The sequence below is a fragment of the Sphingobacterium sp. UBA7631 genome (assembly GCF_002483935.1).
Classification (GTDB): domain Bacteria; phylum Bacteroidota; class Bacteroidia; order Sphingobacteriales; family Sphingobacteriaceae; genus Sphingobacterium; species Sphingobacterium multivorum.
Genome location: NZ_DLIX01000010.1, coordinates 638,667 through 664,362, shown reverse-complemented (window position 1 = coordinate 664,362; position 25,696 = coordinate 638,667). Strand labels below are relative to the sequence as shown.

Sequence of the window (25,696 nt, the reverse complement as noted above, 5' to 3'; positions counted from 1 at the left end):
AAATAGCGCATCGGTGTGTGGCTCGAATCTGCCCCTTTGTGCTAATTTTTATTGGAATTTTCCAATAAAAGTTCTCCCCAGGCATTTAATTTCCAGAGTACTTCCACTAAACTTTTCCCTAAGGGTGTCAATGAATACTCCACTCTGGGAGGAAGCTCATGGAAAGATTGTTTACTTAAAATACCATCATTGACCATTTCGGCCAATTGTTGGTTTAGCACCCGTCTATCAACTGTTGCAATACCACGAAGCATTTCACTTGGGCGTTTTTCCCCTTCATTGATACGCCAGACAATCGGAATTTTCCATTTCCCGCTAATCGCATTGACGGCAAATTCCAATGGACATATTTTTTGTTTTATTGCTTTCTCTGTTATACTCATAAAATTGACTTTTTTGCCCCATAGGGATAATAATATGCGGTATTGTGATTGTGCATTTACTTTTAAAACTTTGCAGAAATAACGTACAGCATCATGAAAAATTTAGAACACAAAATTGCTAAATTAAATGCGAATTTAGCTAATCTTCGTCTTGAAATAAAGGAAATATTTGGCAGATCCATTCAGGATCTTCAGTCTGGCGATCTAATCGAAAAGAGCCTGCAGATAGGGGACAAGGTCCCGAATTTTAGTTTGATGAATTCGCTGCATAGCAAAATTGAGCTCGGAAAACTTCTGGAGAATGGAACGGTTAGCGTGGCCTTTTTCCGCGGCAACTGGTGTCCTTACTGTAATCCCGAGCTAAGACTAATATTGATGCGTTAATCATACAGCTATGAGCAAAGTACAACGTAAAGGGGTAAGGCGGACAGCTGATATTTCAATAGACTGCCTAGCCAGTCTGAACCGCGGTGAAATTGAAACTGCAAATCTTGTAGAGTGGCTAGCTGTTGACCAACGGCTTTTACTTGCGCACATTCTTCAGCAGAATGCGCGCATTCACTACTTAAAGCCAATCTTGTTGCTTTTGGAGCAGTTACAGAAACCGACGGTAAATTCCATCAATGAAACGATCGGACGTGCGCTGTTCGACATGATCACACAAAATCGTGATAATACCTTCCTGACAATATTATTCAATCATCCTGCAGATCTCGTGCGTTGCTGGGCGACCTACGCGATTGGAAATGATAAACAGCTTGAAATTGAGGAACTGCTTTCATCAATACGTCCTTTTGCTGCAGATACACATTTTGGTGTACGAGAAATCAGCTGGATGGCCATCCGTAATAGGATAGCTTTTGATTTGGACAGGAGCATTACCTATCTGAGCCTATGGGCGATAGAGAAGGATGAAAATGTGAGGCGTTTTGCTACGGAGTCAACCCGACCGAGGGGCGTATGGTGTAAGCACATCGATCGGTTGAAGCAGGAACCAAGTCTAGCCTTGCCTATTTTAGAACCGCTAAAATCCGATCCTTCAAAATATGTTCGGGATAGCGTCGCAAATTGGCTGAATGACGCAAGCAAAAGCCAACCTGGTTTTGTTAGAGCACTTTGTCATCGTTGGGAAGAAGAAAGTAATACCAAGGAAACACACTACATTATTCGAAAAGCATTACGCACAATTTCGAAGTAAAAATTACCGGTATCAGTATTCTGTTTTTTGCGTCTTTCTAATTCATATTTAATTTTTTATGCAGTAGTTTATTTAGAATTATTAAAAATAATTTGAAATACTGTGTTAAAATACGTTACATTTGCATCTGTTTAGAATCATTTTAAATAGATGTGCCTTTTTGTGCGCTTTTATTCTCACTTATGAAAAAGCTCTATTGGACTAGTTTTATTTTATTTTACACAATTGCAGTTGCGCATGCACAGTCGATATACATCCGGGGAAAGATCACTGATGGTAATAAGAAAGTCCTATTGGGAAGTACCGTTATTTTGGATCAGTTAGGATTCTCCAGTATGAGCGATGGGCGTGGTGAATATCGTTTAACCATCCCTAAAGAGCAGTATGGCAAACTTGTTACGCTATCGGTTTCCTACATTGGTAAGAAAAAGGTTGAAAGGACAGTCCTGTTAGATTCGATGCAAAAGATTGAAAATTTTTTGTTGCAAGATATGAGTCTTGCTCTTGAAGAAGTTGGGGTACAGGCGAAGAGAGGGGAGTTGAGCAACTCATCACTCGTATTTGATCGCGAAATGATTGAACGTTATCCGGCGCTAAGTTTAAACGATCTGCTGAACCGATTGCCAAACCGGAAGAATACAGCCCCTTCTGTGCAGGAGATGCAAAATCTGACGCTGAGAGGTGCTTTTAGTGAGACTACAGGACGATCGCGAGACGCGAATGAACTGAATAACTCCTTTGGTGTCGCTATCATAATGGATGACATGGTTTTGGGTAACAATGGTAATATGCAAGGGCGGAACGCTGGAATATTTGGCATGTCTTCCGCAACGAATGCAATTAGACCTTCAGATTATGGTTTAACCGGTCGACCGACAACGGGAAAATTCTATTCTGGAGAAAATGTGTTTAGCGGTCTGGATCTGCGTCAGATTCCGATAGAAAATATCGAACATTTGGAAGTTATTTCTGGCGTAGCACCGGCACGCTATGGCGATTTATCAAATGGTGCCGTTATTATCGAAAGGCAGGCTGGCAAGACTCCGGCTTTTTTTAGGCTTCAAGTGCGGAGCAATGCAACTTCATATGGTCTGTCTAAGGGAATGCAGCTCGGAAAAAAGCTTGGGACAATTAATGTGGATTTAGGTTATGTGCAGTCTTACGCAGACAATAGAGATAAGCTGAAACAATACGACCGCGTAAACGGAACTTTGATATGGACAAACTATTTTGGCGCAGATAAGCGTCTGAAACAAACCTTCTCAGGCTCTTACAATAAAGTTATTGATCAGGTCCGAAAAGATCCAGATGACCCACTCTCGAATGCCATTTCTTTTGGCGGCCGGGGTTGGAATGCTGCTAGCCGAACCAGTTACAAATTGGACCATAAATTCCTTAAAAGCATTAGTCTCAATGCAGGAATAAGTTCAACACTGCAGAAAACCTATCGGGAGTATTACTATAATGGTGCAGTCGTGCTTTATACCGATTCTGTGCAAACTGGAATTGTAGAAGGACAATATGCACCTGGTCAGTATACTGCGCTAGATCATGTGGATAATAGACCATTGAATTTAAATGCCCGATTGGAAGGAAATGCCATCGCAATTACCGGCGATATTATCCACAAAATAAACTTTGGAAGTAACTATAGTTATGACATCAACCGTGGAAAGGGGCGAATTGCAGATCCTTCTATTCCCAAAAAGGATCTTGGAGCGAGATCGGATAGGTATTATGATTTTTCATTAACAAACGCTTTGCAAAACCTGGGCTTGTATGCGGAGGATGCTATGCGGACAAAAGTATGGGGAAGGGATCTTAGCATGCGGGCGGGCGTTCGCTGGGATCTTATGAATGGTCACTCTTCCATCTCTCCAAGAACCAACATCAATTATTCACTTTCTAAATCAACTCAGATTGGGCTAGCATACGGCTTATCCTTCAAATCTCCTGGATTAGCACAACTATATCCCGGGCCTACTTTTGATGAAATTATATTGCTCAACTCTTATAATGGTAAGGTTGACGAAAGTATGGCATTGATTTACTTGCGGCGTTATGAAAAAGATAATAGCAATCTCAAAAGTAGTGTAGGGCAAACGCTGGAATCATCGTTTTCATGGCATAAGAATGGGCATCAGCTACGTACGAATCTTTTCTATAAAAAAAATACGCGCGGAATCAACACGGTTACGGCTGATCAACTCATTGACTTGCCTACCTATTCGGCTACTGCGGTGCCCGGGGGTAAACCAATAGTTGAACAGACGGGGACGAGAAGCTATTTAATGTCCAATCTGTACTTTGCCAATAGTAATAAATCGTCCAATATTGGTGCGGAAGTCATGTATTCTACACCTAGAATTCAACAGATTATGACAACTTTCTCCGCTACTGCCGCATTTACCCTAGCCAATTCTAGTTCCAGTGCGCTGAGCCGTTTGAATTTTAATGCCGAAAAGACAGCGTTAGATGACGTTATCCTTGGATTTTTTCCGTCCAAATCTACCAAGAACTATTTAAGTCGAGCGCAGTTACGAAGTTCAACTCATTTTCCGGCTTTGCGTTTGATTATTGAACTGAGTGCAGACTGTGAATTATTAAACTACAATAAATCTAATTACCGAGATATTATTCCTGTAGGATATTATACACGTGATTATACGTATCATACCATTGATCAATTTGATATAAACAATCCGAAGCATCTCGAATTATACACAGCAAGGAAAAATGAAGCTGACTTGGTAAATATTGAAAACAACTACGTCTACTGGAACTTTGGTCTCAATATGGCCAAGGAAATAGGCAAGAATATTTACCTGTCATTTAACGTCTATAATTTTCTGGATTACCAACCGCGCTTTTATAGGGAAGGAGCTTCTTCAGTGCAAGCCCCAAATTCATCTCCCAACTATGGCGCCCAACTGACTTATAAATTTTAACATAAAAACTAAACACAATGAAAACTCGTTACTTAATTCCTTTTCTCTTTTTACCTTTTATCTCCTGTAAAAAAGATAATACACCCGGTGTACAACCGCTGGATATTAAGCTGAATTTAAAATATGCTTCTGAAAATTTTAATACCAAGTTGGACTTAAGCAAGGTTATTGTTAAGATAACCAATCTGGCAACAAAAACCAGTGCTACATATTCTTCGTCCCAAGGTGTGGTCAACCTGACTTCTATTATACCGGGTGAATATGATATTGATGCTTCTATTTCGATACCCAAAGCGCAATACAACAGTTTGACAGGAGAATCAAGTATTGAAGACGTGACATTCAATGCTTCGCTGAAAAAAATCAGTTTAACCAGTTCTACGACTTTGGATATGGAATTGGTTGCAGGTCTATTGGGCGACTTTGTCATCAAGCAGATTTACTATGCGGGTTCTGATAATAAAGAAGGAGCGGTATTCAGGGATCAGTTTTTTGAAGTTTACAATAATACAGAACGTGTTTTATATGCCGATAGTCTTTACTTTGGCCGGTTATGGGGAAGGCAATCTCCGACCAGTCAATCCGATTACTATCAATCCAATGGCCAATTGGATTGGAGTAAATCTTCAGGAATGGGCGGCTACGAATCAGAAAATACAGACTATGTTTACTTAAGAGATTTATTTATGATTCCTGGCAATGGAAAGACCTATCCAGTGGAACCTGGTAAAAGCATTGTAATTGCGCAAAATGCTCTAAACCATAAAGCACCGTTTGTTGGTAATAATGGAAAAGAAGTAGCCATCAAGAATCCGGATCTTACAGTAGATCTGAGTAAAGCTAATTTTGAGGTTTATTTTGGAGATATCCCTGGCAAAACTCCTTTTGCAACAGATATTGACAATCCGGCTGTTCCCAATGTGGAGATATTGGATTATACGGGGAATGACTGGATATTGGATAATTTAGGGCGGGATGCTTATGTTATTTTTAAGCACGCGAATCGTTCAGATGTGGAGAATTTGAAGAGCTATGCGGAACCGTCCATCAGTGTTCCGACTTCCACCGCAAAAAAATACAGACAGTTACCTGTCGGTTGGATTATGGATGCCATAGAAGTACAGCCAAACACCAAGGACGCGAGAATTCCTAAAAAATTGACGGCGTCACAGGATGCAGGTTTTACTTTCGCACCATTAGGTGGCTATTCATCGCAATCTGTAATTCGCAAAACCGAAAAAACGAACAATGGAGTTCGTAAATTAAAAGATACAAATAATTCCACAGAAGATTTTATCGCGATAAAAGCAAATCCATTTGGATTTGGTGATTAATGAAAAACGGTTATTCCCAATACCAGCTTTTTCGTTGGAAAGCTGGTATTTTATAAAAAATACCTGAATGAAAAGTGTGAGATACATCATGTTATTTTGGGTGGCTTTCTTAGCCCACCACGCTGTCTTCGGGCAGAGTACGTCTAATTCTTTAGATTCAACAGCAGCTTTGACCTATTGGTATCAGCCATCATTTGTAATAATGCATGATATGGCCATACGAAATAGGGTATGGATTCCTGAGGAAATCAAAAATAGATCTTCTCTATTTGGTATTCGGCACAGCAGGGGGCAAGGGGACTTTAAGGCGGCGCAAGGAACTGATGGGCTCATTCAATCCCAATTGTATACGGAAGGGAAGACCGATTGGCGCAAAACTAGCTTTTGGGGAAGATTTTCATATGACCGCTCCGCAGAAGACAGTACTGCTTTGCGCCATCAGTCACGATGGAATGTCGATGCGCCATTGTATTTTGGTTCGTTGCGAAAAAATAAATACAGTCGAGAGACCTATAAGCTCGATGCGGGAATCCAAAGAGCATTCTTCGATGCTAAGCTCCCGATTTCCCTGGGCATCGATTATCGATTAGGCTCTCACTACTCCAATAATGATCCCAGAGGCGATATCAAAGATATGAACCTGCAGTTTGAATTGAGTGTTGGTCACAATCTGCCAACATTTTCTTATCATATTGCTGGTATTTGGGGATATGGTTCTGAACGGGTCAACGTGGGCTATAAAAATGACAAGTATACAACCAATACAGAAGACCCATTGTATGTCAATTGGATGATGAACGGTTTTGGAAGTGCGAGTGAGCGACTAAAAGAGATCAATTACAACGATATTATTCACCGTAAAGGCGTCGGCGCGCATATCTTCCTGAAACCCAATGATAGGAATAAGATCTATTTTAATAGTCGCTATCTAAATGAAGAACAATCATTCAGACGAAATGATAACTCAAAACAGACCTATTTGTCCTTAAATGATTATAAAAAAGATATCGGATCAATCGATTTTTTATGGAGCCGGCAGATGCATCGTAAGCGATTGCTAAGAGTAGCGCTGCAGGGACAAATTGAAAATGGACAGGATTTTAATTATAGTTATCTAGCAAATAACTACACCTATCGTCGGCATGAAATTTCGTTTAAAACTCAATTAGCCGTACATCAGTATTTGTTTGAAGGCCATGCTGGTATGTATAAGACCGAGAAAAAAGATGGTGTTAGTGGTAACCAAATGGAATTTGATCAAGTTAAACTGGGACTGGGACTGAATCGAACATTCCGGCTCGGCCAGTCGGCCGATATAATAGGAACAATCGCCTATACTAAACAATGGTCACCAAGCCATAATCTCTACGTATCTGAGTTGAATACAGGGGATTTTGGGAAGCAGATACTGTATCAAGATTATCTTTACGACACCGCTCCACGTAATAGCTGGAATATGTCCTGGGTATGGGGCACGCATCATGCAAAGAACAATTGGAGCATACAGCTCCAGATGGATTATCAGTGTAGGGGTAATTTGGTGCCGATAGACTATACGTTGTCAAGTGTACCGGGTAAAAATTGGTTTCTGGGTAAATTGGGGGTTTCTTATATATTTTAAAATAGTTATCGTACTTGTTTATAAGCATAATTAAGAGAGAATGAAAAAGCAGTTTTGTGTATTGGCCACTATTGTTGGTTTTGTGGGTTTGCTTTCTATGAAAGATCAACAGCAAGCCTTTGATGATGAGATACAGCTTTATTATCGACGGCCGGTGAGCGAATGGCCAAAACCAACAATTGATGTAGGGGCTCATTGGAATGAATTTAAGTCTCTACCCAAGATCGATACCGGTTATTTTTCTTTAATGGAAAAGCCTGATGTGAAGTTGGGGAAATATCTTTTTTTTGACCCCATTCTATCGGGAAGCAATCAAATATCCTGTAGTAGCTGCCACAACCCCCAGACTTCCTGGGCTGACAAGCTTACCGTACCAGTTGGTAATGATCATCTTGAAGGCACGCGTAATACGCCATCTTTGCTCAATGTGTATGCACGCAAGGAATTGTTTTGGGACGGTCGTGCTGGTTCATTGGAGGAACAAGCGTTGGGTCCTATTGAAGCTCATCATGAAATGGATATGGAATTGACAAAACTGATTCCCAAGCTAAAGGCCATCCCCGGATACAACAAATTGTTTGTGGATGCTTTCGGGGAAACCGATTATTCGATGCCGGAGGTACTGAAAGCCTTGAGTGCTTTTCAACGGACATTAACAAGTAGAAGAAGCCGTTTTGACGAGTTTTTAGATGGCAATTATAAAGTGTTGTCTGATCAGGAAGTTCGCGGTCTTCATTTATTTCGCACCAAAGCGCGCTGTATGAATTGTCATAATGGTCAATTTTTTACCGATGATCTGTATCACAATATTGGTCTCACCTATTACAAACGGAAATATCAGGACCTGGGACGATACGAGATTACAAAGGATCCTGCTGATGTAGGACGTTTCCGTACACCATCCCTACGTGACGTGATGAATACCGATCCGTGGATGCACAACGGATTGTTTTGGAATATGACCGGTCTGTTGAATATGTACAATAGTGGTATGCAGATGAATTCCGCTACTGCTGAGCAGAAAGCAAAAGATCCACTTTATCCTGTAACTGATCCATTGATGCAACCCCTAAATTTGACAAAAGATGAAATAAAAGATATTGAGGCCTTTTTGCACGCCATCACAGGGACTTCTTATCGTATGCGCCGTCCCGAAAGTTTACCGAGATAGATGACAGCCGAACAATCGTGAAGCTGTGTTTGCATACTGTTCGACATGCTATATTGAGAGTGGGGCAATTTCAGGATAGCTTCTTGCACAAAAAAGGTTATCCAGCTATTGGATAACCAATGTTTTAAACAGATACTGGTAGGGTGTTTATTTTTCCAAATATCGTGAATTCTAGTGACTTATAAAGAAATTTTAAAAAGATGGACGTTTCTCTTTCTTTTAAATACGGCCAAGAGGTTGATATATGGTTACACTTTTCTTACTTCTCCTGTAAAAAAATAACCTGTATAGCCCATTTTATTCCGACTAATTTGTATCTTAATAAGCTGTATAGCCATCCGCAATTTCTTGTTTTAAGGCCTTAAATTGGGTTGTTAACTTGTTGGTCGTATTGGCTTAGAATCGCTATCAAAGGAATATTGCGACAGTTTTAAAAATAAGGAGAAAATACGAAATGAAAAAAATTATCGTCATTGCTATGTACTGTGTTGTGTTGTTTATGTCGTGTAACAGTGGCGGTGGAGATAGGGAAAATGATGAGGTTGCTGAGGTTGCTCATAGCGGAATAGCCTCGGTCGTAAAATCATACTTTCTCTACCATGAAATAAAAAATGTAGACTATGCTATCTATATCAATGATGTATTGGCAGGACAATCTCACGAAAATACTGGTATTCCGGGGCCCTATAAGCTAAATCCGTATATAACTTCATCGGGCAAGCAATTTGTAAAAATGATCATATCTGCCAACAGTCGAGAAAAAGAGATTACCCCAGAAATATTAAGAGAAATAGGTAAGAACGCAGGTATATATTTACTTCTAAATAAAGATTTTGAACATATTAGGGAACTCAAAAAACTGCAATTTCCACACATTGATAAGCCTGTTCCTTCCTATGAATATAGATGGGAATTTGAAGCGGAGTAGTCTTAGTTTTATGCTAGGTTTATATTATTATTTGATTGATCAGTAGAAAGGTATCATCGTCAAACATACTATTTTGATCTGCTTAAGTGTTGTATCGGCCATCAGAAACGGTGTAATGACACCATTCCACACTGGTCCAACTGTATGAATTACATATTTAGCGGCTAGCTTGCCTGCAGTTGTGATGACGGCTTCACCTACCTTGCAGCCTCCTTGTTTAGCCCCAATGTTACGGCATCCTTCCAGAATTTCCGGCCCACCGCAGCGATGAATAGTAACTACGGTTATTTTGTTGTTACTATGTGACGTCGGATTGATCTTAACTCAAATAAATGAAAAAATAATTAGCAGGTTTAATTGGGGTATCGCAGGATAGCCGTTGTATTCAATGCCTCGCTTTAAAAAAGTGAAAATAATATTGCGTAGTTACATAACTACATTTATATTTGTAGTCAAATAGCTACATAATAAAGAACGGTCAGTAAAAGAGCTGCTTTATTTTGGGTGGCAAGGATAATACCGGGTGTTGAAGATAGGAGAGGTGGCTAGGAATGTAAAGTAATTAACAGGATAATAAATAAATCAACGCATTATGAAAAGAAATCGGATAATTTATTGGATAGCAACCATATGGTTGGCTGTAGGGTTATTGTCAACTGCTATCATACAGATTTTTAAAATTCAAACAGAAGGAGCAGGTGGGATACAAAATATAGACCATTTGGGATATCCGAGTTATATACTTCCTTTACTAGGAATCTGGAAACTATTAGCTGTGGTTGCCTTGCTTTGGCCTAAAAGACCACTTTGGAAAGAATGGGCATATGCGGGTATTTTCTTTACGGCTACTGGTGCCTTGTATTCGCATATTGCATCGGGAGATTCTTTCGCTTTAATGGCTCCGGCACTATTATACATTATTCTAATTGCTACTTCTTGGTATTTCAGACCAGCCGATAGGAAATTCGATTAGAAATTGTGTTGAAATCTGTGATGAATTTAATGAGTTACCCGAAAATATGTACTGGGTGAAAAATCCATCAGGGACAGTATTTAACTTGCTTTAACCTTTACTCTTCAGGTGAAATATAGTGATCTCCGGTAGTATCCCAACTCGGCTTGGATAATCTAGATAACCGAAGCCAACATTTACGTACAGTGCCTGATGCTTTTCACGGTACAGGCCTGCCCATTCGCGGTAAGCATATTTGACCGGACTCCACTGATAATTCGGGTTGTTATAGCCGAATTGTCCCCCATGCGTATGCCCGCTGAAAGTGACGTCGATTGTGGGATATTTGGGTAGGATCTCTGCGCGCCAATGGGAGGATCGTGTGAAAGCATCAAATTGATAGGCGAGGATTTATCTACTTTAGACATGGCCAGATCGATATTCCCATAATTTTGTGGATTATTTGCGCCCCAATTTTCGACACCTATAATCGTAATCTTTTCGTTATTCAGTACGAGTTCTTTCGATTCATTGAGAAGTAGTTGCCAACCCAGTTGTTGATGAATGGATTTGAGATTTGAAAGGTTTTGTTGTTTGGTCAAATGCTTCTGATCAAAGAAATGATGTCTGTTAAAATGATAATCTCCATAATCATGGTTCCCGAGGATAGAGAACGTAGCTAATGGAGCCTTCACTTTATCAAATATGGATAAATAATCTTCCATTTCAGCAGCAAAATCATTGATTAGGTCCCCGGTAAAAAAGATGATGTCAGGGTTCTGTGCTAACAAAAGGTCAATCCCTCTTTTTACAGCAGTTGAATTAAATAGACTACCTGCATGTATATCGGAAATTTGGGCTATAGTAATTCCTTCAAATGATTTCGGTAAATTAGGTAAAATTAAATCGAGGTGGTTGACCTCGTACTTATACAAATCAAAGACAAATCCACGTGTAAGTGCAACGATGGGGACACTGGCTAACAGGAGACCACTTTTGACTATAAAATCTGATCTTTTTATGGAGGGTAAATTTCCAATTTGTTTCGGCAACGATTTAGTTTCTTTTATTCGTTTGTTTATTATGTTGAAAATATGCACAACCGCATCAATACCAATAAAAAAAAGGCAGATTATCTTACACAATAGCAACGAAACTGGAAAAAATACTAAACAGGCAGATTCAAAACTAGTCCATCTAAAAAATAAATTAAGAAATATGGATAGATAGGAAAGTATACTGATAGACCACCAGACTATGTTCAGTAGCTTTCGATTGGATTTCCAAGTTGATAATGACCGTATTCTTAGAAATATTAGAAGATCTAAAAAAATGAATAGCATTAAAATTTTTAGATAGGCATAGAATTGTTGGATCATATTCGAAGTCTAAAATTGAATCTGGCATATTTGGAATGAATAATTGGATTACCAAATCTAAAATAGCTGTTTTTCTCCATAATCATAATTTCAGTTTTAAATTATTTTCAAAGCTGATGACTATTAGCTTTGGAGCAATAACCTCCTTTCGCTTTGTGTCATATTATTGACGAATGTGGTGCCACAGATGTAGGGTAGAAGTCTTAAATTTGTCCCTATTTGCAGTGGATTGTATGCTATTAAAGAGATTTTAAATTATGGGAAAACGAAAAGAAAATTCAACCAATAGGATTAATGAACAGTATATTATTGAATGTGATTTAGCGTATGCTGTATGTAAGATCGGTGGCCGATGGAAGCTGTTGATACTTGCTAAATTACAGCATGGCAAGCTGCGGTTTGGTGAGATTAAACAATTGATTACAGGGATTACAGATCGCATGCTCACTTTGCAGCTCAAAGAGCTGGAAAAGCAAGGACTGGTTAAAAGGATTGCTTACGCGGAAGTGCCCCCTCGAGTGGAGTATCAATTGACTGAAATTGCGGCAGAACTTATCCCTATTTGGTGTCAGTTGGAAAAATGGGGCGCCAAGCATAAAATGATAACATAAAGACGGCTTTGTTTTCAGCACTGATTTTTTATCGATACCTAATTCAAAAAAGTTTAGTATAGCCACAATGGAAATTTACACTAGGATGGTCTCTGAAAGATTTTTATTTCAGAGAACCGGCCTTGCTTTAGGTCCCACTTATATTCGAATGCAATGGAATAACCTAAAGATCTAATTTTCCACACCTGGTCTTTTTCATGTCCAACGATATAGTGTAAAAACCCTGACATCGCATTTTTTCCAATTTCTTCAACATCTTGATTAAAGGGGATAATGCCGTTTGAAAATGAAAATAGCTGCTGTGCAACTTCATCGGGTTGCAAAATATGGTTTTTTAAGGTTTTTGTCAATTGTATATTTTCATCGGAAGATAAGTGCAATTCTTGCCAGTTCGTATCCAAATTGCTTGCTTTTTCCAGATCCTTGAGTATTTCATTTTGAACTTTTATGAAGCGGGGCTGATTTTTTAGGTAAAATGTACCTAATCGCTTATCAATAGTATCTTGCCATTCTTGAGGGCTGAGTTGTTGTATCCAAGTTGATGAATAGCTGTTCCAGCGTATTTCATCCATTTCCTGGTAGAGTTTCTCTAATTCATTGGCTGGTTTCTGGGGCACGAACGGAATCCCAAGTCGTAAATATTCCACTTTATTGGGTAGCGTATATTCCGAATTTTGGATAACCATCGTTTGTAGATTAAGGTTGAACTTAAGCATATAAAGCTTATTTACTAGCCAAATTTGCCAAACCTCCTCCTTTAATTGTTTAGCGAAGACTTGATTTCCAAAGGCATAAGCTATTGTAGATTCGTTTGTTCCTATGTTCGATTGTTGGTAAATCATAGGTTGTATAATTCCGCTGATAAGTCGCGCTATTTCGATAGGTCGATAACACTGTAGCAAGTTTACTGTCGTGAATTGTGGGGTTTCCAACATTTTTGACAGTTCCTCAGGAGGCTTGCTATCAAAAATAAATGCATTAAGTGCTGTTGGTGGAGCCTTTATTTTTTCAAAATATTTTTTGCGCAATCGTGTTAAGCCAGTATGTTCTTTATGAGCATACGCAACGATCGGGTTAAATAGTGCATTTTGCTGTTCGGTCGTTAAGGTCGAATCCGTTATTTTACTTCCTATTTCAGTAATAAACTTCAAAAATTCCTTTTGCGTCTTTTCCTTTTGATTCCTCAGTTGGCGATCAAAACTCTGGCCTGTACAAGTGAGTGCCATTAATACGAAAAGTACAGTTGACAGCGCTATTTTTGAATATATCATGTGCTGATAGATTTTATCTCAATGTTAGTATGCAAAGATCGTCCTTTTACTTAACATGCATATCATCTAAAATGTTTATGCTAAAGTTAGCTTAGATAACGAAGGAATATTAATTTATTACAAACGATCTTTGGTTAGAAGCTGTTTGGTTTTTAGAGACATTTGGATTGGGCAATTCCAATCCATTCGTACCGGGTCAGGGAAATTTAAACCATTATGGACAATAAAAATAAGGAACAAATGACGACAGCATATTTGCAAATTGTGTTAAAAATGAATTCTTCCAATAGGGGGGAATTGACAAGTACATATAATAAGTTCAAAGATTTATTTCGAGAACAAATAAAAGGAGCGAAAACACAAGAGCTACTCTTCAGCGATGAGGATATACAGCTCTTATATGGCTTTGATACTTATGAAGATGCTGAGGCCTTTTTGTCAACAGAATTATACAATAATATCATCCTCGTTGCACTAAAGCCACTAATAAGCAATAATCCTGAGATTAAAATATACCATGTGGCATAAAGATAGCGTAGGCAATGCCTTCATATGTAGATGACCTTATATTAATATATAATGAAAATAGAGTTTCCAGAATTGTTACTGCGCGAAGTCGCTCAAAATCTCAAAGATGCTAAAGATCGTATTGCCGTTGCTGAAAGTGTGACAGCGGGATTGTTGCAGTTAGCCTGTTCACAGATGGAGGGAGCAATGGAAGTTTTCGCTGGGGGAGTGACCACCTATACGATTAATGCTAAGATAAAAATACTAAAGGTAGATGCAAAGGAAGCCGAAAGATGCGACTGCGTATCTCCGAAAATTACCGAAGAAATGGCACTTGCAGTAAGCAACCTGTTTGGTACAACATGGGCTATTGCCACAACCGGATATGCAACAGCCGTGCCCGAATCAGCTGGTAAATTGTTCGCCTATATTTCAATTGCTGAAAAGGACAAGATTATATCTACCGAAAAAATTGAACTTCAATCGAGCGTCAAAATGGAAGAAGCGCAGGCCATTTATACCATAAAGGCATTCGAAACTTTAAATAGGCTATTACGACTAAATAGGGTGAGTAAAAAGTCAAGCCAATCCGTTTGAGAACTGATTATCCGAAAGGCTGTTGAATTGGATGGGATGTACATAAAATAGTAAAAAGGAAGGGCTGTCCACGTTAATCACTGCCCTGAAAAGTTAGACTCCTCGGACAGCCCTTTAACTTTATGCTTCTCTTTTCAAATCAAAAGAGAGGTATTTTTCATAATCAATTAAAGATCTCACCGGTGTTGTTACTCCATTTAGAAGCTCGATATACATTTTTGCTACGTTTTTCCATACAGTTTGTTCTCCGTAGCTGCGTGCTTTGAAACGATGCCAAGCGAGTAGTCGATGGGAGGTATACAATAATTTGATGTTGCCACGCATGGATTCTATGTCGTTAAACGGAGTGAGAATGCCACGATCATCTTTCAATAGATCTTTGGCATGCCAGTAAGGAGTGGAGATAACTGCAGCTCCCGCGCCTACTGCAAAAGATAAGGTTCCACTGCTTATTTGTTGTTCGTGAGGGTATGGGGATAAGTATATATCGCATGCTGTCAGATACTCTTTAAGTTCTTCATCCGTTAAGAATTTATCAATAAAAACAACTTTATCCTGTAAACCTAGTTGATCAACTAAATTTTGAAGTTCGAATCGGTAAGATTCACCTTCATGGGCAAGCACATTGGGGTGTGTTTTTCCAACAATCAAGTATTTGAATCCAGGAAGATCGATACCCGACAGGGATTTTATGGCATATTCAAGCCCTTTACTTCTTCCGATTAAACCAAAAGTCATCATCACAAAGTTTTGCTGTAAATTCAACCTGTACTTGGCTAACCCCTGATTATAGTCAAACTGCGGCACGCCATGCGGTATAACTTTAATTTTATCCGTAAGAGCCGAATCAAATTGCTCCTTTAACAATTCTACTCCTTTTGGCGATAAGCTGACAACCACCTGAGATTTTTCCAGAAGTAATTCCATAATTTCTTTCTGCTGCAATGAAGGGGTTTGCAGAATAGTATGAAATACGGTTAATAATGGTATAGTAAGATTGTTGGCGATTTGTGTGATGAAAATACCGTCGGCACCACCAAATATTCCAAATTCATGTTGCACAATACAATAATCATATTCCTCATTGATGATACGAGCTGCTTGATGATAACTATCAAGTCGATCCCGAAAGATGACAAAGCGTACAGATTCATTAAAATCCTCTAATCCATGTTTAGATAAAGCGATGATGTCAATTTGTACAGTAGGATCGAATTCCATACCTTGTTTAAGGTCTTTCGTAAAAGTTGCTAACCCACATTCTTGAGGCGGACAAGTACTGATGATTGCTATTTTTTTCATATGATTTAACCCTCCTTTACTGTATTTTGTACTTCTTCAACTGGAAGATCCAAAATGGCCATTAGCAATAAATAGTAGCCTTTTTCCAAACCTATTTTTTTTGCTTTCTTTTCAATATTTTCCATATCCGTACGCTATTTGAGTGTAAATTCTTTTGATGTAATTGAAACAAAATTTATACCTAAAGGATGTTTATGAAGCTTTAACCGTAGTTTTTGAATAGAAATAGCGTAGGGTAGCTAAGGAACTTCCGAAAAATACAGGTTAAATACGTATTTATAGCGTTGGAGAAATGAATTTATCGTCGTATCACTTAAATAGTCATTTAATCCCATACAAATTTCATAAATAAGTGCTGTTTTGCTAAAGATGTTCAATTTTCCTCGCTTAAATTTTTCTTAGCAGTTTCAAACAATAAAGAGGTTCCTTTGGTTGTTTATTTAAGTTAAAAATGAGTTCATGAAAATAGCTACCTATAATATTAATGGTATCAATGCGCGTCTACCAGTCTTGCTTCGCTGGTTGGCCGAAGAATCGCCTGATGTTGTATGCCTCCAGGAGTTGAAATCTCCGCAGGAACGTTTTCCACTGAAAGAAATTAATGCCATCGGATATCATGCCGTTTGGCACGGTCAAAAAAGCTGGAATGGGGTTGCGGTTCTTTCTAAATATGAGATCGAAGAAATCTCTAGAGTGCTTCCAGGTGATGCCGAAGATGTTCAAAGCCGTTATTTGGAGGTTATGATCCAGCAAGTCGCGATTTGCTGTCTTTATCTGCCCAATGGGAACCCATTTCCCGGGCCCAAATTTGAGTATAAATTGACGTGGATTGAGCGCTTAGCTAAGCGGGCCAAAACGTTGCTTAGTATGGATAGTCCAGCGATACTCATCGGCGATTTTAACATTATTCCAACTGAAATGGATACCTATAAACCTGAAAAATATGTCGACGATGCATTGTTCAGAAAGGAGGTTAAAGAGGCTTTCAGTCAACTTCTTGAAGCGGGCTGGCAGGATGCGATTCGTCAGCTTTTTCCGGATCAGCAGGTGTATACGTTCTGGGATTACTTTCGTCAGGCTTATAGTCGAAATGCCGGTTTGCGTATAGATCATATCCTATTAAGCCCTTCAATTCAGAATCGTTTGATTGAAGGCGGTATTGATCGCCATGTTCGCGGCTGGGAAAAGAGCAGCGATCATGCCCCTACATGGATTCGGTTACGGAATAGCAGCAACAATGGCTAAAAAGATAAATACCAGTGCTGGATTGTTATTGTATAAATTTGAGGCGCTAGAAATTTATTTTTTCTTAGTACATCCTGGTGGTCCCTATTTTACGAAAAAAGATGAAGGCTCTTGGACAATCCCTAAGGGAGAAATCGATTTGTATGAAGATGAACTTGAAGCAGCCAAAAGGGAATTTATTGAAGAGACAGGCTATCTTCCCAGCGGAAATTTTATTGCGCTACAAGCTATTCAACAGAAAGGGGGAAAAATAGTTAAGTGCTGGGCAATTGAAGGAGATATAGATCCTGCTGATCTGGTAAGCAATACCTTTGAAATGGAATGGCCGCCGAAATCCGGAAAAATGCAAACTTATCCAGAAGTAGATCGCGGAGGTTGGTTTACATTTGCGGAGGCTAGGAAGAAAATAAACGAACGGCAGATTTCTTTTTTGGAGCAAGTGATTGCTCATGAGAAATGTTAATTTTTTCAACACCATTTTATTTTGCAAGTGCTACCTAGTAGACCTCATTGCTTTAACTTTCGCTGTATTATCATCCGCTACAAACTTCTGATAAATTGCTGTTTCCATTCCATATAGAGCGATCTTGCCTTCACTATTACTATGAATCCCATACCCATAGGTTTTTGTAAGCGGGGAAGCTCGCAGGCAAGCTTGTCCTCTTGAGAAAAAAACTGCTCTTGCTTCAGGATACTCATCTGGCGTTAGATCCCTTCTTTCCGCATAGACTTGGAAAATAATATCGTCAGATGTATACTGATAAGGTGCAGAGGCGATTAATTCATATTGTCGTTTAGCAACGGTTTTATTGCTTTTTGATGGTGGAATAGTGCCCTTAACTACTTTGGTATCTGCAGCAGCTTCAATCAATGTGTTAAAATAATTGGTCGAATGGATTTTCATAATTTTCATCTTTCTTTAATCAATGGAGCCGTAAGGATAACAACAAAAATAATAGGATATCTTACGATTTGAAAGTGAATCGCAAAATATCCTATGATTTATTGATTATTATGCTCGTATGTTCTAGAGCGCAGCTTTAATAGCGGCTAAACAATCCGATTGGTATTTCATGATGTTATCTTTATCCGAAGCAGATATTTTTCCATCAGCAAGACTTTTTTCGATCTCGTTTTTAATATCCAACAGTGATTTCTCTTTATCCAACGCTTGATCTGCAGACTCTGCATTGATGCGATCCACCCAAGTTTTACCTAATTTTGTATAAAGCTCCTTGGCTTTATCATTGGAAAGGACAGGGGCTGTCACTGAAGCAATGGCTGCATTAGCCGCCGCTTTATCGGAATAAACAACGGCTTCTGCATCTTTCGTCGCAGCATCTTCGGAAGTTTTCATTGCCTCTTCATTGGCGTCAGCTGCTTTTTCCTCCGCATGCTCCATCTTCTCAGCCGCCTTTTCCTGCGGTGTTTGATTATTACACGAAACTAAAATCGCTGCGGTAGCTAGTGAAGCAAGTAATGTTTTGTTTGAAATCATAATATTTATTTATTTAGTGATAATGTTTAAATAACAAGATTTATTTGTAAATAGTTTTAATTTTTATTTTTTTATAGTTTAATATATCCCCTATATTAATGATATATTGCTAACTGCTTTTGCATGGTCTTTCGAATAAAATGAATGCGTGTTTTAATAGTACCTTCAGGCATCTGCATATATTCAGCGATTTCATGATATTTATAACCTTCTAGAAACATGTTGAAAATTTCATAATTATCTTCGGAAAGCTGACGCAATGCTTTTTGGATATCATCCTGGATAAATTTGCTGCTGCTTAAATTTGTTGAAACAGAATCCGCACTGGCTAAAGCTGCATACTCATGGTGATAGTTCTCAGTACGTTTTGTTTTTCTGTAATGGTTAATATAAATGTTGAGCATAATCACATACAACCATGAGCCCACCTTAGGATTATGTATAAGCTTTTCGATGGATTTTAATGCATTAACCATGGTGTCCTGTATAAGATCATTTTTAATCTCCGGATCTGAAGTAAATTGCGAAGCGAAATTTTTGAGTAGGCTTCTTTTTTCTTTAAAAAATGAGTTTATCTCGATGTGCTGCATGTTGTTATTTTCTAAATTTTACGGCTATTATAGAACAACAACAGTGCAGATTTTAGTCAAAATGCTGCGTGTTGGAACGCTGATACGATCTTTAGGTAAATATTACGGAAGATGTAATTTATACTTAATATTGGTTATAACTGCTCATTATCAGTATGTTATATTCACTGTGTGAGTCGCGCCAACATAATCGGCTAAGGATTTAAAACCGTATTAAATTTTTGCGATTGGAATTTTCTCGGTAATGCCTCAAAGTACACGTTATTTATACGCTTATCTCAGGTATTTCATTAAAAAACGAAGCCATCACTTGTTATACTAATGTGCGTTCATGAAGGGAGAGCGTACTGTTAGATTCCTAATTTGTGTAAAAAGCTGGAGAATCTCTATGTTTGGGGCTACATAGGCATCAACAAACTGTTGACATCGCTTCGCTTCTTTTAGCTGAGTTTGATCCACAAGAACAATAACGATCAGGTTTGGATAGCGATTATTTAGAAGCGAAAAGAAAAGGGCGGTATCTTTAAATACCAAACGATAATCGAGCAGCAGCAATTCAGGCTTTTCATGAATGAGAGAATTGCTGCTAATAGATTCAAGAGATGCTGCTTCTAGTACAACCCTTGCGGGACTTTGTATATGTTCAGAAAAAAGGATGCGATAGGCAAACAACTGCTTTCTTAAACTCGTAATAATACCGATATTGATTTTTTCCATAACGAACGATATTGTTGTTGTTTACAAGCCTGCAGTATCTATATTTCATTGCTACTTTATTGGGGTGTGGTTGAAATAATATTTGCGGAATGGCATTTTAAACTTGCGCCAAAACTCCTTTCCGCCTTCTCAATTTCTTTTTCACTCACAATTTTTCGAAGCGACTGACTTGAAAATCGGTTTTTGTTCTTGGTATAACAAATTTCAATTCCCTCTGAAATACAATAATCTCTGCCTGAAAAATCAACCATCTTATAGTCTTCCCCTATAAAGAATTTGTGGACAGGTAGTGACTGAAGCATATCTGTAATGTCGTGATCCGATTCAAAAGGGATGATTTCATCAACAAACTGACAGCCTTCCAATTTGATGAATCTTTCGACCATGGTCTGAGCCGTGTCATGGCCATCAGCTTCCTGTACATTTGAATCAGTTTTAAGTCCCACAATGAGATAATCACACTGACTCTTCGCTTCCTGTAGCGCAACGATATGGCCTACATGCAACATGTCAAATACGCCGAAAATAATACCTATAATCATATTTTTAATATTAGTTTATGCATTTATGCGCTTTAACGCGTAATTAGCCCCATCGTTTATACTGACTACGGCGCCCTTACTAGTGTTTTCCTTCGATGCAATTATTCTTCGCAAAGACGAACTCGAGAACCTGTTTTCCCGTCTATTGAAATAAAGCCGTATCCCTTTTTCTTCGCAATACTGTCTGCCTGTAAATGCCTTATCCATATATTCATCACCCAAAATGCGAACATGTATTTTGTATGAACGTAAAACATCTTCTAGGTCCTGCTCAGTAGCGTAAGGGATAATCATATCCACATGTTTACATGCCTTTAATTGCATATAGCGTTCAAATACCGATTGTGTCGGCTTGTTTTTTTCTGGACGATCCAGCGTTGGATCTGTCTGCAGACCGCAAATCAGAAAGTCGCACTGTTCTTTGGCATCTTCGAGCATCTTAATGTGACCTGCATGAAGCAGATCAAAAGCGGAAAACGTAATTCCTATTTTTTTCATATTATAATAATTTAAACTGCAATTATTGAAGAAGTACAGGTAGAACGCAGCTCAGAAAGATTCGTTTTAATTTTAAATTATTTTTTTGCCTTATTATTTTCAACACCCTTCCATCTCATTTCAACTTCCCTTTTTTGAAAAACGATTGAACTAAAATGGCTGGCTGGCGTTCTGAACTAAAATGAAATCCAGCACTATGCAGACGAATAGAAATGTATCCATTAATAAGCCAAATACAACCTACAGAATTCAATTTCATAAAGCGTTTAACTTTGCTGATTTTAAAGCCATAATTCCTTACCTGCTTAATCTAGGTATAGATACGATTTATGCTGCACCTATTTTACAATCAACGCCGGGGAGTGTCCATGGCTATGACGGTGTTAATATGCATCAGATAAATCCAGAATTAGGTACACTCGACGAGCTCAGGGCTATTAAGAAACAATTAAGAGAATCCAATATCAAATGGATTCAGGATATCGTTCCAAATCACATGGCATTTCATCCAGCGAACGAATGGCTCATGGATTTGCTGGAATTTGGACAGTCATCAACATTTAGCCGTTTTTTTGATACCTGCTATAGTTCTAATTTATTTGAGCAGGGAAAATTAATGGTACCTATATTAGCAAAGACTTTGGATGAAGCAATATCAGACAATGAAATTACAGTCGTTTCTTCCGATGATAGTCTTCGACTTTCTTATCAAGGAAATGTTTATCCAATTTCACCAGAATCTTATGGCTTTATATTGGGCGATTATTTACGGGACACACAAGCCGATTTTAGCGGCCTTTTGGTTCAGATAAATACCGCTCAAGCCAATGGAGATAACGAAGAGTGGAAGCAGTTGCGAATACACATCTTTAAAGGTCTCTCAGGCGAGATACTTACGTCTACGCTGCAACGCTTTAATGCGGATCCCGATCGTATTCTTGAATTGGTAACTAGTCAGAATTATGAGCTTTGTCCTTGGTGGCATACACATCAACGAATAAATTATAGACGTTTTTTTACGGTCAACGAACTAATTTGTTTAAATGTGCAGGACGAAGAAGTATTCAAGCAGTCTCATGAGCTAATCAAAACACTCGTTGACGAGGGGCTGATTGATGGACTCCGCATTGATCATATCGATGGACTTTATAATCCCACAGCCTACCTCTACAATTTGAGAAAATATATCGGTCCGAAAACGTATATCGTCGCTGAAAAGATACTGGAGAAAGGAGAGAAGCTCCCGATCGACTGGCCTATACAGGGAACAACGGGCTATGATTTTTTATCAGTTTGTAATAATGTATGTTCCTGCCAGTCGGGAAAGAAAATATTGAATAACTATTATCGCAAAGTTACTGGCGAAAACTTATCAATTAAAATAGATCAATATGCAAAAAAATGTAAGATTCTTACAGATCAGATGCAGGGAGAGCTCGACAATCTTGCCAAATCGTTAGCATCACTTCTGGGTGTTGTTGACCAAGAGAAGCGGGATGCGCTAAAGGACATTTTAAAGTCCTTTATTGCACTTTTTCCGGTCTATCGGCTTTATGATGATTGCTTTCCATTGTCAATAACGAACTTCGAACTTGTGTCTTCACTTTTTGAAAAGTTGATGAAGAACCCCGAGCTCGACCAAGAGCTGGTCGATCAATTTCGAAATCAGTTTCAGCAAGCGCAGGTAGCTTATCAATCGCCGAACCAAACTGCTTTAGCCGATTTCTTTCTCCGCTGCATGCAATTGACTGGGCCAGTAATGGCAAAAGGGGTAGAAGATACCTTGATGTACACCTACAACCGGTTTATTGGACATAATGAAGTGGGTGACCATCCGCAGAATTTAGGGCTTAGTATCAAGCAATTTCACCGATTTATGCAGGATCGGCAAAAAGATTGGCCACTGTCAATCAACGCCAGTTCAACGCACGACACCAAGCGAGGGGAGGATTCACGGAGCCGCCTTTTGGTCCTAACTGCTATGGCGCAAAAGTGGGTAAAACAACTGCGCATTTGGCAGGATGTGGTCTGGAATGAATATCGAAAGGACCTTCCGCACCCAAATGATGAATATTTCATCTATCAGTCTTTGGTCTCCTCTTATCCAATGGAGAAACAGGATGCGAAGGCATGTGCAGCATTTGAAAAACGTTTCTTGGACTACTTGGTGAAATACCTTCGCGAAGGTAAAGAACGCTCAAGCTGGGAGAATCCAAATTTAGTTTATGAAGCTTCAGTTCGGGACTTCGCTTCTTTTTTGCTGGACAAAGACCGTCCTTTTTTTACGAGCTTTTATCAATTTATTGAGGCAGTCGCTGATTATGGAATATTGAATTCACTTATTCAGCAAATTTTAAAGTTTACTTGTCCTGGTATACCCGATATCTATCAGGGATCAGAACTTTGGAACTATAGCTTTGTTGATCCCGACAACCGACGACCTATAGCTTATGAATTAAGTAAAAGTCTCCTCGACACGATCGAAGAGACAGCCAAAGAAGAGCGAATTCCATTTTTATGGCGAAATAGACACGATGGAAGAATAAAGCTTTGGTTGATAAAGGAATTGGTGAAACTGAGAAAGGACGATCATACACTTGCACCGGATAGCAGCTATATTCCACTGAAGGTGACTGGTCGATATCGGAAACATATATTGGCCTTCGCACGTAGGTCAGGGGATGAGTGGTTAGTGGTGATTTTACCGCTACATCTTGCCGCTATTGGTAAAATCTCAAAATTTGTGCCCTGTTCATTTGATTGGTCCGATACAAAAGTTCATCTCTTAACTCATCGTTCTGTGACTTGGCAGCATGTTTTGATGGATAGCAGTGGCGAAGGCACAGAAATTCCTATCCATGCTATTTTTAAGGATCTTCCCATGGCGATCTTAAAATATAAAGATTCCACTCAGAAAAGGAGTTCCGGTGTATTGTTGCATATAAGCTCATTACCGTCACCTTATGGGATCGGAGATCTCGGGAATGAAGCTCGCCGTTTTGTTAAACAGCTCCAACGTGGTGGCCAAAGCTGGTGGCAGATCCTTCCATTGGGGCCTACAGACTTAGCACAATGTTATTCGCCTTATAGCACGCTAAGTAGCAGGGCTGGAAATCCCTTACTCATCGATTTAAAGGAATTATTAAAATTTGGCTTGCTGAATAAGGATGAATTAAAGACCTTGAAAATGAAGGGTTTGCAAACAATAGATTTCGCGGAAATAAACAGCTCAAAATATCGGCTCCTTGAAAAGGCATTCCATCGTCTTCCAGCGCAGCCTACGCATGAATTTACCGAGTTTGTAGACCGCGAATCTTCCTGGCTTGATGATTATGCACTCTTCAAAGTTTTGAAAAATAGACATGACGATCGTCCATGGTATCAATGGCCAGCGCTTTATAAGCTTCGCGATAGCGCAGCGCTGGAAGATTTCGCCACTCGATTTGCAGATGAATTGCAACAGGAAAAATGGTTTCAGTTCCTATTTTTTAGGCAATGGAGTGCGTTAAGAAACTATGCGCGTGATTATGGGATTAGGTTTATAGGGGATATCCCATTTTATGTTGCCTATGATTCTGCCGATGTGTGGGTCAATCCGCAGTACTTTTCATTAAAAGCAGACGGTACTATAAATCATGTTGCGGGGGTACCACCCGATTACTTCAACGCCGACGGCCAATTATGGGGTATGCCAACCTATAATTGGATCTCACTTCAAAAAGATGGTTATCAATGGTGGGTGGAACGTTTGTCACATAACTGTACGCTATTCGATACGTTACGGCTTGACCATTTCCGAGCATTTTCTTCCTATTGGGAAGTGCCCCATGAAGAAACTTCCGCAAAAAATGGAAGCTGGGTTGTAGGGCCTGGGTCGGATTTTTTTGATCATGTGAAAACTTCGTTGGATCATATGCCTTTTATCGCCGAAGATCTTGGTGACATAGACGCTAAGGTATATCAGCTACGTAATGAATATAATTTTCCGGGAATGGCCGTATTACAATTTGCTTTTGGCAACGATATGCCCCGTTCACCTCATATCCCGCATCAATATAACCGCAATACTGTCGCCTATACGGGCACCCACGACAATAATACTTCGCTGTCTTGGTTTAATCAAGATCTCGATGGAGCGGGCAAAGAAAGGATCAATAATTACTATGGGCAAATCGTTGAAAATACAAATCTAAATGATGTCCTCATACGTTCACTCTACGCATCCGTTGCAGACAGCGTCATTATCGCGATGCAAGATATCCTGAATCTTGATGGATCTTGCCGCATGAACCGTCCCGCCAGCACAGCTGGCAATTGGGTATGGCGTATGCAAAAAGGGGCATTTGCAGCAAACCACCAGGAAAAATTAGCTTACTACACGAAATTATACAACCGTTAAACATA

25 protein-coding genes are annotated in these 25,696 nt (G+C 39.1%); 14 read left to right on the top strand and 11 right to left on the bottom strand.

Translation table 11 applies throughout. The features are described from left to right. Positions 1-41: 41 nt before the first annotated feature. Entirely contained in the window at positions 42-383 is a 342-nt protein-coding gene (locus tag B3P16_RS19340; RefSeq protein WP_070560815.1) for a winged helix-turn-helix transcriptional regulator, read from the bottom strand. A 93-nt stretch (positions 384-476) separates the two neighbouring features. Here B3P16_RS19340 and B3P16_RS19335 point away from each other — a divergent pair, with 93 nt between their 5' ends. The 7 genes from B3P16_RS19335 to B3P16_RS19305 all read left to right on the top strand — a co-directional run bounded on the left by B3P16_RS19335 (position 477) and on the right by B3P16_RS19305 (position 9,583). Then, a complete protein-coding gene (locus B3P16_RS19335) occupies positions 477-767 on the top strand; it encodes a redoxin family protein (RefSeq protein ID WP_070560814.1) in 291 nt (96 codons plus the stop codon). A gap of 10 nt (positions 768-777) precedes the next feature. Further along, positions 778-1,581 carry a DNA alkylation repair protein gene (locus B3P16_RS19330; protein WP_159332927.1) on the top strand — a complete coding sequence of 268 codons (804 nt, stop codon included), beginning with the start codon at positions 778-780 and terminating at the stop codon, positions 1,579-1,581. Between the two features lie 182 nt (positions 1,582-1,763). Continuing rightward, positions 1,764-4,529 (top strand): TonB-dependent receptor, encoded by a 2,766-nt coding sequence (locus tag B3P16_RS19325; protein ID WP_286751792.1) that lies wholly within the window; start codon positions 1,764-1,766, stop codon positions 4,527-4,529. A gap of 17 nt (positions 4,530-4,546) precedes the next feature. After that, a complete protein-coding gene (locus tag B3P16_RS19320; protein ID WP_286751793.1) occupies positions 4,547-5,863 on the top strand; it encodes a DUF4876 domain-containing protein in 1,317 nt (438 codons plus the stop codon). 67 nt (positions 5,864-5,930) lie between these two features. Continuing rightward, entirely contained in the window at positions 5,931-7,484 is a 1,554-nt protein-coding gene (locus B3P16_RS19315; RefSeq protein ID WP_159332930.1) for a DUF6850 family outer membrane beta-barrel protein, read from the top strand. A 40-nt stretch (positions 7,485-7,524) separates the two neighbouring features. Next, complete coding sequence (locus tag B3P16_RS19310; RefSeq protein WP_070560807.1) at positions 7,525-8,655, top strand: cytochrome-c peroxidase; 1,131 nt, start codon at positions 7,525-7,527, stop codon at positions 8,653-8,655. 454 nt (positions 8,656-9,109) lie between these two features. After that, complete coding sequence (locus B3P16_RS19305) at positions 9,110-9,583, top strand: hypothetical protein (RefSeq protein ID WP_286751794.1); 474 nt, start codon at positions 9,110-9,112, stop codon at positions 9,581-9,583. A 39-nt stretch (positions 9,584-9,622) separates the two neighbouring features. On the opposite strand, the gene B3P16_RS19300 is transcribed toward B3P16_RS19305, so the two are convergent. Beyond that, positions 9,623-9,856: a macro domain-containing protein gene (locus tag B3P16_RS19300; protein ID WP_262511813.1), complete on the bottom strand. Its 234-nt coding sequence runs from the start codon at positions 9,854-9,856 to the stop codon at positions 9,623-9,625. Positions 9,857-10,175: 319 nt separating this feature from the next. On the opposite strand from B3P16_RS19300, the gene B3P16_RS19295 reads away from it, so the two are divergent. After that, positions 10,176-10,556 carry a DoxX family protein gene (locus tag B3P16_RS19295; RefSeq protein ID WP_236560186.1) on the top strand — a complete coding sequence of 127 codons (381 nt, stop codon included), beginning with the start codon at positions 10,176-10,178 and terminating at the stop codon, positions 10,554-10,556. 176 nt (positions 10,557-10,732) lie between these two features. Here the strand turns inward: B3P16_RS19295 and B3P16_RS19290 are convergent, their stop codons facing one another. Then, positions 10,733-11,587, bottom strand: coding sequence for a metallophosphoesterase (locus B3P16_RS19290; RefSeq protein WP_286751795.1), 855 nt, complete (start codon positions 11,585-11,587; stop codon positions 10,733-10,735). Positions 11,588-12,171: 584 nt separating this feature from the next. On the opposite strand from B3P16_RS19290, the gene B3P16_RS19285 reads away from it, so the two are divergent. Continuing rightward, a complete protein-coding gene (locus tag B3P16_RS19285; RefSeq protein WP_046676278.1) occupies positions 12,172-12,525 on the top strand; it encodes a winged helix-turn-helix transcriptional regulator in 354 nt (117 codons plus the stop codon). A gap of 80 nt (positions 12,526-12,605) precedes the next feature. Here the strand turns inward: B3P16_RS19285 and B3P16_RS19280 are convergent, their stop codons facing one another. Beyond that, a complete protein-coding gene (locus B3P16_RS19280) occupies positions 12,606-13,796 on the bottom strand; it encodes a hypothetical protein (RefSeq protein WP_286751796.1) in 1,191 nt (396 codons plus the stop codon). 216 nt (positions 13,797-14,012) lie between these two features. Between B3P16_RS19280 and B3P16_RS19275 the strand changes: the two genes are divergently transcribed. Both B3P16_RS19275 and B3P16_RS19270 read left to right on the top strand, forming a co-directional pair. Next, entirely contained in the window at positions 14,013-14,324 is a 312-nt protein-coding gene (locus B3P16_RS19275; protein ID WP_053003998.1) for a hypothetical protein, read from the top strand. Positions 14,325-14,375: 51 nt separating this feature from the next. Further along, entirely contained in the window at positions 14,376-14,900 is a 525-nt protein-coding gene (locus tag B3P16_RS19270; protein WP_083295736.1) for a CinA family protein, read from the top strand. Between the two features lie 120 nt (positions 14,901-15,020). Here the strand turns inward: B3P16_RS19270 and B3P16_RS19265 are convergent, their stop codons facing one another. Then, the gene (locus B3P16_RS19265; RefSeq protein WP_115048573.1) at positions 15,021-16,202 is read right to left on the bottom strand and encodes a glycosyltransferase; all 1,182 of its coding nucleotides are present in this window, start codon (positions 16,200-16,202) and stop codon (positions 15,021-15,023) included. Between the two features lie 459 nt (positions 16,203-16,661). Here B3P16_RS19265 and xth point away from each other — a divergent pair, with 459 nt between their 5' ends. Next, positions 16,662-17,447 (top strand): exodeoxyribonuclease III, encoded by a 786-nt coding sequence (gene xth / locus B3P16_RS19260; protein ID WP_286751797.1) that lies wholly within the window; start codon positions 16,662-16,664, stop codon positions 17,445-17,447. Beyond that, positions 17,440-17,910: an NUDIX domain-containing protein gene (locus B3P16_RS19255; protein WP_112374725.1), complete on the top strand. Its 471-nt coding sequence runs from the start codon at positions 17,440-17,442 to the stop codon at positions 17,908-17,910. The genes xth and B3P16_RS19255 overlap by 8 nt, the downstream gene beginning before the upstream one ends. A 30-nt stretch (positions 17,911-17,940) precedes the next feature. Here the strand turns inward: B3P16_RS19255 and B3P16_RS19250 are convergent, their stop codons facing one another. The 6 genes from B3P16_RS19250 to B3P16_RS19225 all read right to left on the bottom strand — a co-directional run bounded on the left by B3P16_RS19250 (position 17,941) and on the right by B3P16_RS19225 (position 21,292). Further along, positions 17,941-18,360 carry a DUF6157 family protein gene (locus B3P16_RS19250; RefSeq protein WP_286751798.1) on the bottom strand — a complete coding sequence of 140 codons (420 nt, stop codon included), beginning with the start codon at positions 18,358-18,360 and terminating at the stop codon, positions 17,941-17,943. 114 nt (positions 18,361-18,474) lie between these two features. Then, complete coding sequence (locus tag B3P16_RS19245; protein WP_046676283.1) at positions 18,475-18,945, bottom strand: hypothetical protein; 471 nt, start codon at positions 18,943-18,945, stop codon at positions 18,475-18,477. 95 nt (positions 18,946-19,040) lie between these two features. Continuing rightward, positions 19,041-19,535 (bottom strand): RNA polymerase sigma factor, encoded by a 495-nt coding sequence (locus B3P16_RS19240; RefSeq protein ID WP_286843939.1) that lies wholly within the window; start codon positions 19,533-19,535, stop codon positions 19,041-19,043. Positions 19,536-19,853: 318 nt separating this feature from the next. Next, positions 19,854-20,252 (bottom strand): hypothetical protein, encoded by a 399-nt coding sequence (locus B3P16_RS19235; RefSeq protein WP_112374726.1) that lies wholly within the window; start codon positions 20,250-20,252, stop codon positions 19,854-19,856. Between the two features lie 56 nt (positions 20,253-20,308). Next, complete coding sequence (locus B3P16_RS19230; protein WP_070560786.1) at positions 20,309-20,794, bottom strand: adenylyltransferase/cytidyltransferase family protein; 486 nt, start codon at positions 20,792-20,794, stop codon at positions 20,309-20,311. 15 nt (positions 20,795-20,809) lie between these two features. Continuing rightward, positions 20,810-21,292: an adenylyltransferase/cytidyltransferase family protein gene (locus B3P16_RS19225; RefSeq protein ID WP_046676287.1), complete on the bottom strand. Its 483-nt coding sequence runs from the start codon at positions 21,290-21,292 to the stop codon at positions 20,810-20,812. 196 nt (positions 21,293-21,488) lie between these two features. On the opposite strand from B3P16_RS19225, the gene treY reads away from it, so the two are divergent. Then, positions 21,489-25,691, top strand: coding sequence for a malto-oligosyltrehalose synthase (treY, locus tag B3P16_RS19220; RefSeq protein WP_286843938.1), 4,203 nt, complete (start codon positions 21,489-21,491; stop codon positions 25,689-25,691). Positions 25,692-25,696: the final 5 nt, after the last annotated feature.

Excerpts from the sequence above, each read along its gene's own strand:
- B3P16_RS19340 (WP_070560815.1), bottom strand. The coding sequence starts at position 383 with ATGAGTATAACAGAGAAAGCAATAAAACAAAAAATATGTCCATTGGAA.
- B3P16_RS19335 (WP_070560814.1), top strand. The coding sequence starts at position 477 with ATGAAAAATTTAGAACACAAAATTGCTAAATTAAATGCGAATTTAGCT.
- B3P16_RS19330 (WP_159332927.1), top strand. The coding sequence starts at position 778 with ATGAGCAAAGTACAACGTAAAGGGGTAAGGCGGACAGCTGATATTTCA.
- B3P16_RS19325 (WP_286751792.1), top strand. The coding sequence starts at position 1,764 with ATGAAAAAGCTCTATTGGACTAGTTTTATTTTATTTTACACAATTGCA.
- B3P16_RS19320 (WP_286751793.1), top strand. The coding sequence starts at position 4,547 with ATGAAAACTCGTTACTTAATTCCTTTTCTCTTTTTACCTTTTATCTCC.
- B3P16_RS19315 (WP_159332930.1), top strand. The coding sequence starts at position 5,931 with ATGAAAAGTGTGAGATACATCATGTTATTTTGGGTGGCTTTCTTAGCC.
- B3P16_RS19310 (WP_070560807.1), top strand. The coding sequence starts at position 7,525 with ATGAAAAAGCAGTTTTGTGTATTGGCCACTATTGTTGGTTTTGTGGGT.
- B3P16_RS19305 (WP_286751794.1), top strand. The coding sequence starts at position 9,110 with ATGAAAAAAATTATCGTCATTGCTATGTACTGTGTTGTGTTGTTTATG.
- B3P16_RS19295 (WP_236560186.1), top strand. The coding sequence starts at position 10,176 with ATGAAAAGAAATCGGATAATTTATTGGATAGCAACCATATGGTTGGCT.
- B3P16_RS19285 (WP_046676278.1), top strand. The coding sequence starts at position 12,172 with ATGGGAAAACGAAAAGAAAATTCAACCAATAGGATTAATGAACAGTAT.
- B3P16_RS19280 (WP_286751796.1), bottom strand. The coding sequence starts at position 13,796 with ATGATATATTCAAAAATAGCGCTGTCAACTGTACTTTTCGTATTAATG.
- B3P16_RS19275 (WP_053003998.1), top strand. The coding sequence starts at position 14,013 with ATGGACAATAAAAATAAGGAACAAATGACGACAGCATATTTGCAAATT.
- B3P16_RS19270 (WP_083295736.1), top strand. The coding sequence starts at position 14,376 with ATGAAAATAGAGTTTCCAGAATTGTTACTGCGCGAAGTCGCTCAAAAT.
- B3P16_RS19265 (WP_115048573.1), bottom strand. The coding sequence starts at position 16,202 with ATGAAAAAAATAGCAATCATCAGTACTTGTCCGCCTCAAGAATGTGGG.
- xth (WP_286751797.1), top strand. The coding sequence starts at position 16,662 with ATGAAAATAGCTACCTATAATATTAATGGTATCAATGCGCGTCTACCA.
- B3P16_RS19255 (WP_112374725.1), top strand. The coding sequence starts at position 17,440 with ATGGCTAAAAAGATAAATACCAGTGCTGGATTGTTATTGTATAAATTT.
- B3P16_RS19250 (WP_286751798.1), bottom strand. The coding sequence starts at position 18,360 with ATGAAAATTATGAAAATCCATTCGACCAATTATTTTAACACATTGATT.
- B3P16_RS19245 (WP_046676283.1), bottom strand. The coding sequence starts at position 18,945 with ATGATTTCAAACAAAACATTACTTGCTTCACTAGCTACCGCAGCGATT.
- B3P16_RS19240 (WP_286843939.1), bottom strand. The coding sequence starts at position 19,535 with ATGCAGCACATCGAGATAAACTCATTTTTTAAAGAAAAAAGAAGCCTA.
- B3P16_RS19235 (WP_112374726.1), bottom strand. The coding sequence starts at position 20,252 with ATGGAAAAAATCAATATCGGTATTATTACGAGTTTAAGAAAGCAGTTG.
- B3P16_RS19230 (WP_070560786.1), bottom strand. The coding sequence starts at position 20,794 with ATGATTATAGGTATTATTTTCGGCGTATTTGACATGTTGCATGTAGGC.
- B3P16_RS19225 (WP_046676287.1), bottom strand. The coding sequence starts at position 21,292 with ATGAAAAAAATAGGAATTACGTTTTCCGCTTTTGATCTGCTTCATGCA.
- treY (WP_286843938.1), top strand. The coding sequence starts at position 21,489 with ATGCAGACGAATAGAAATGTATCCATTAATAAGCCAAATACAACCTAC.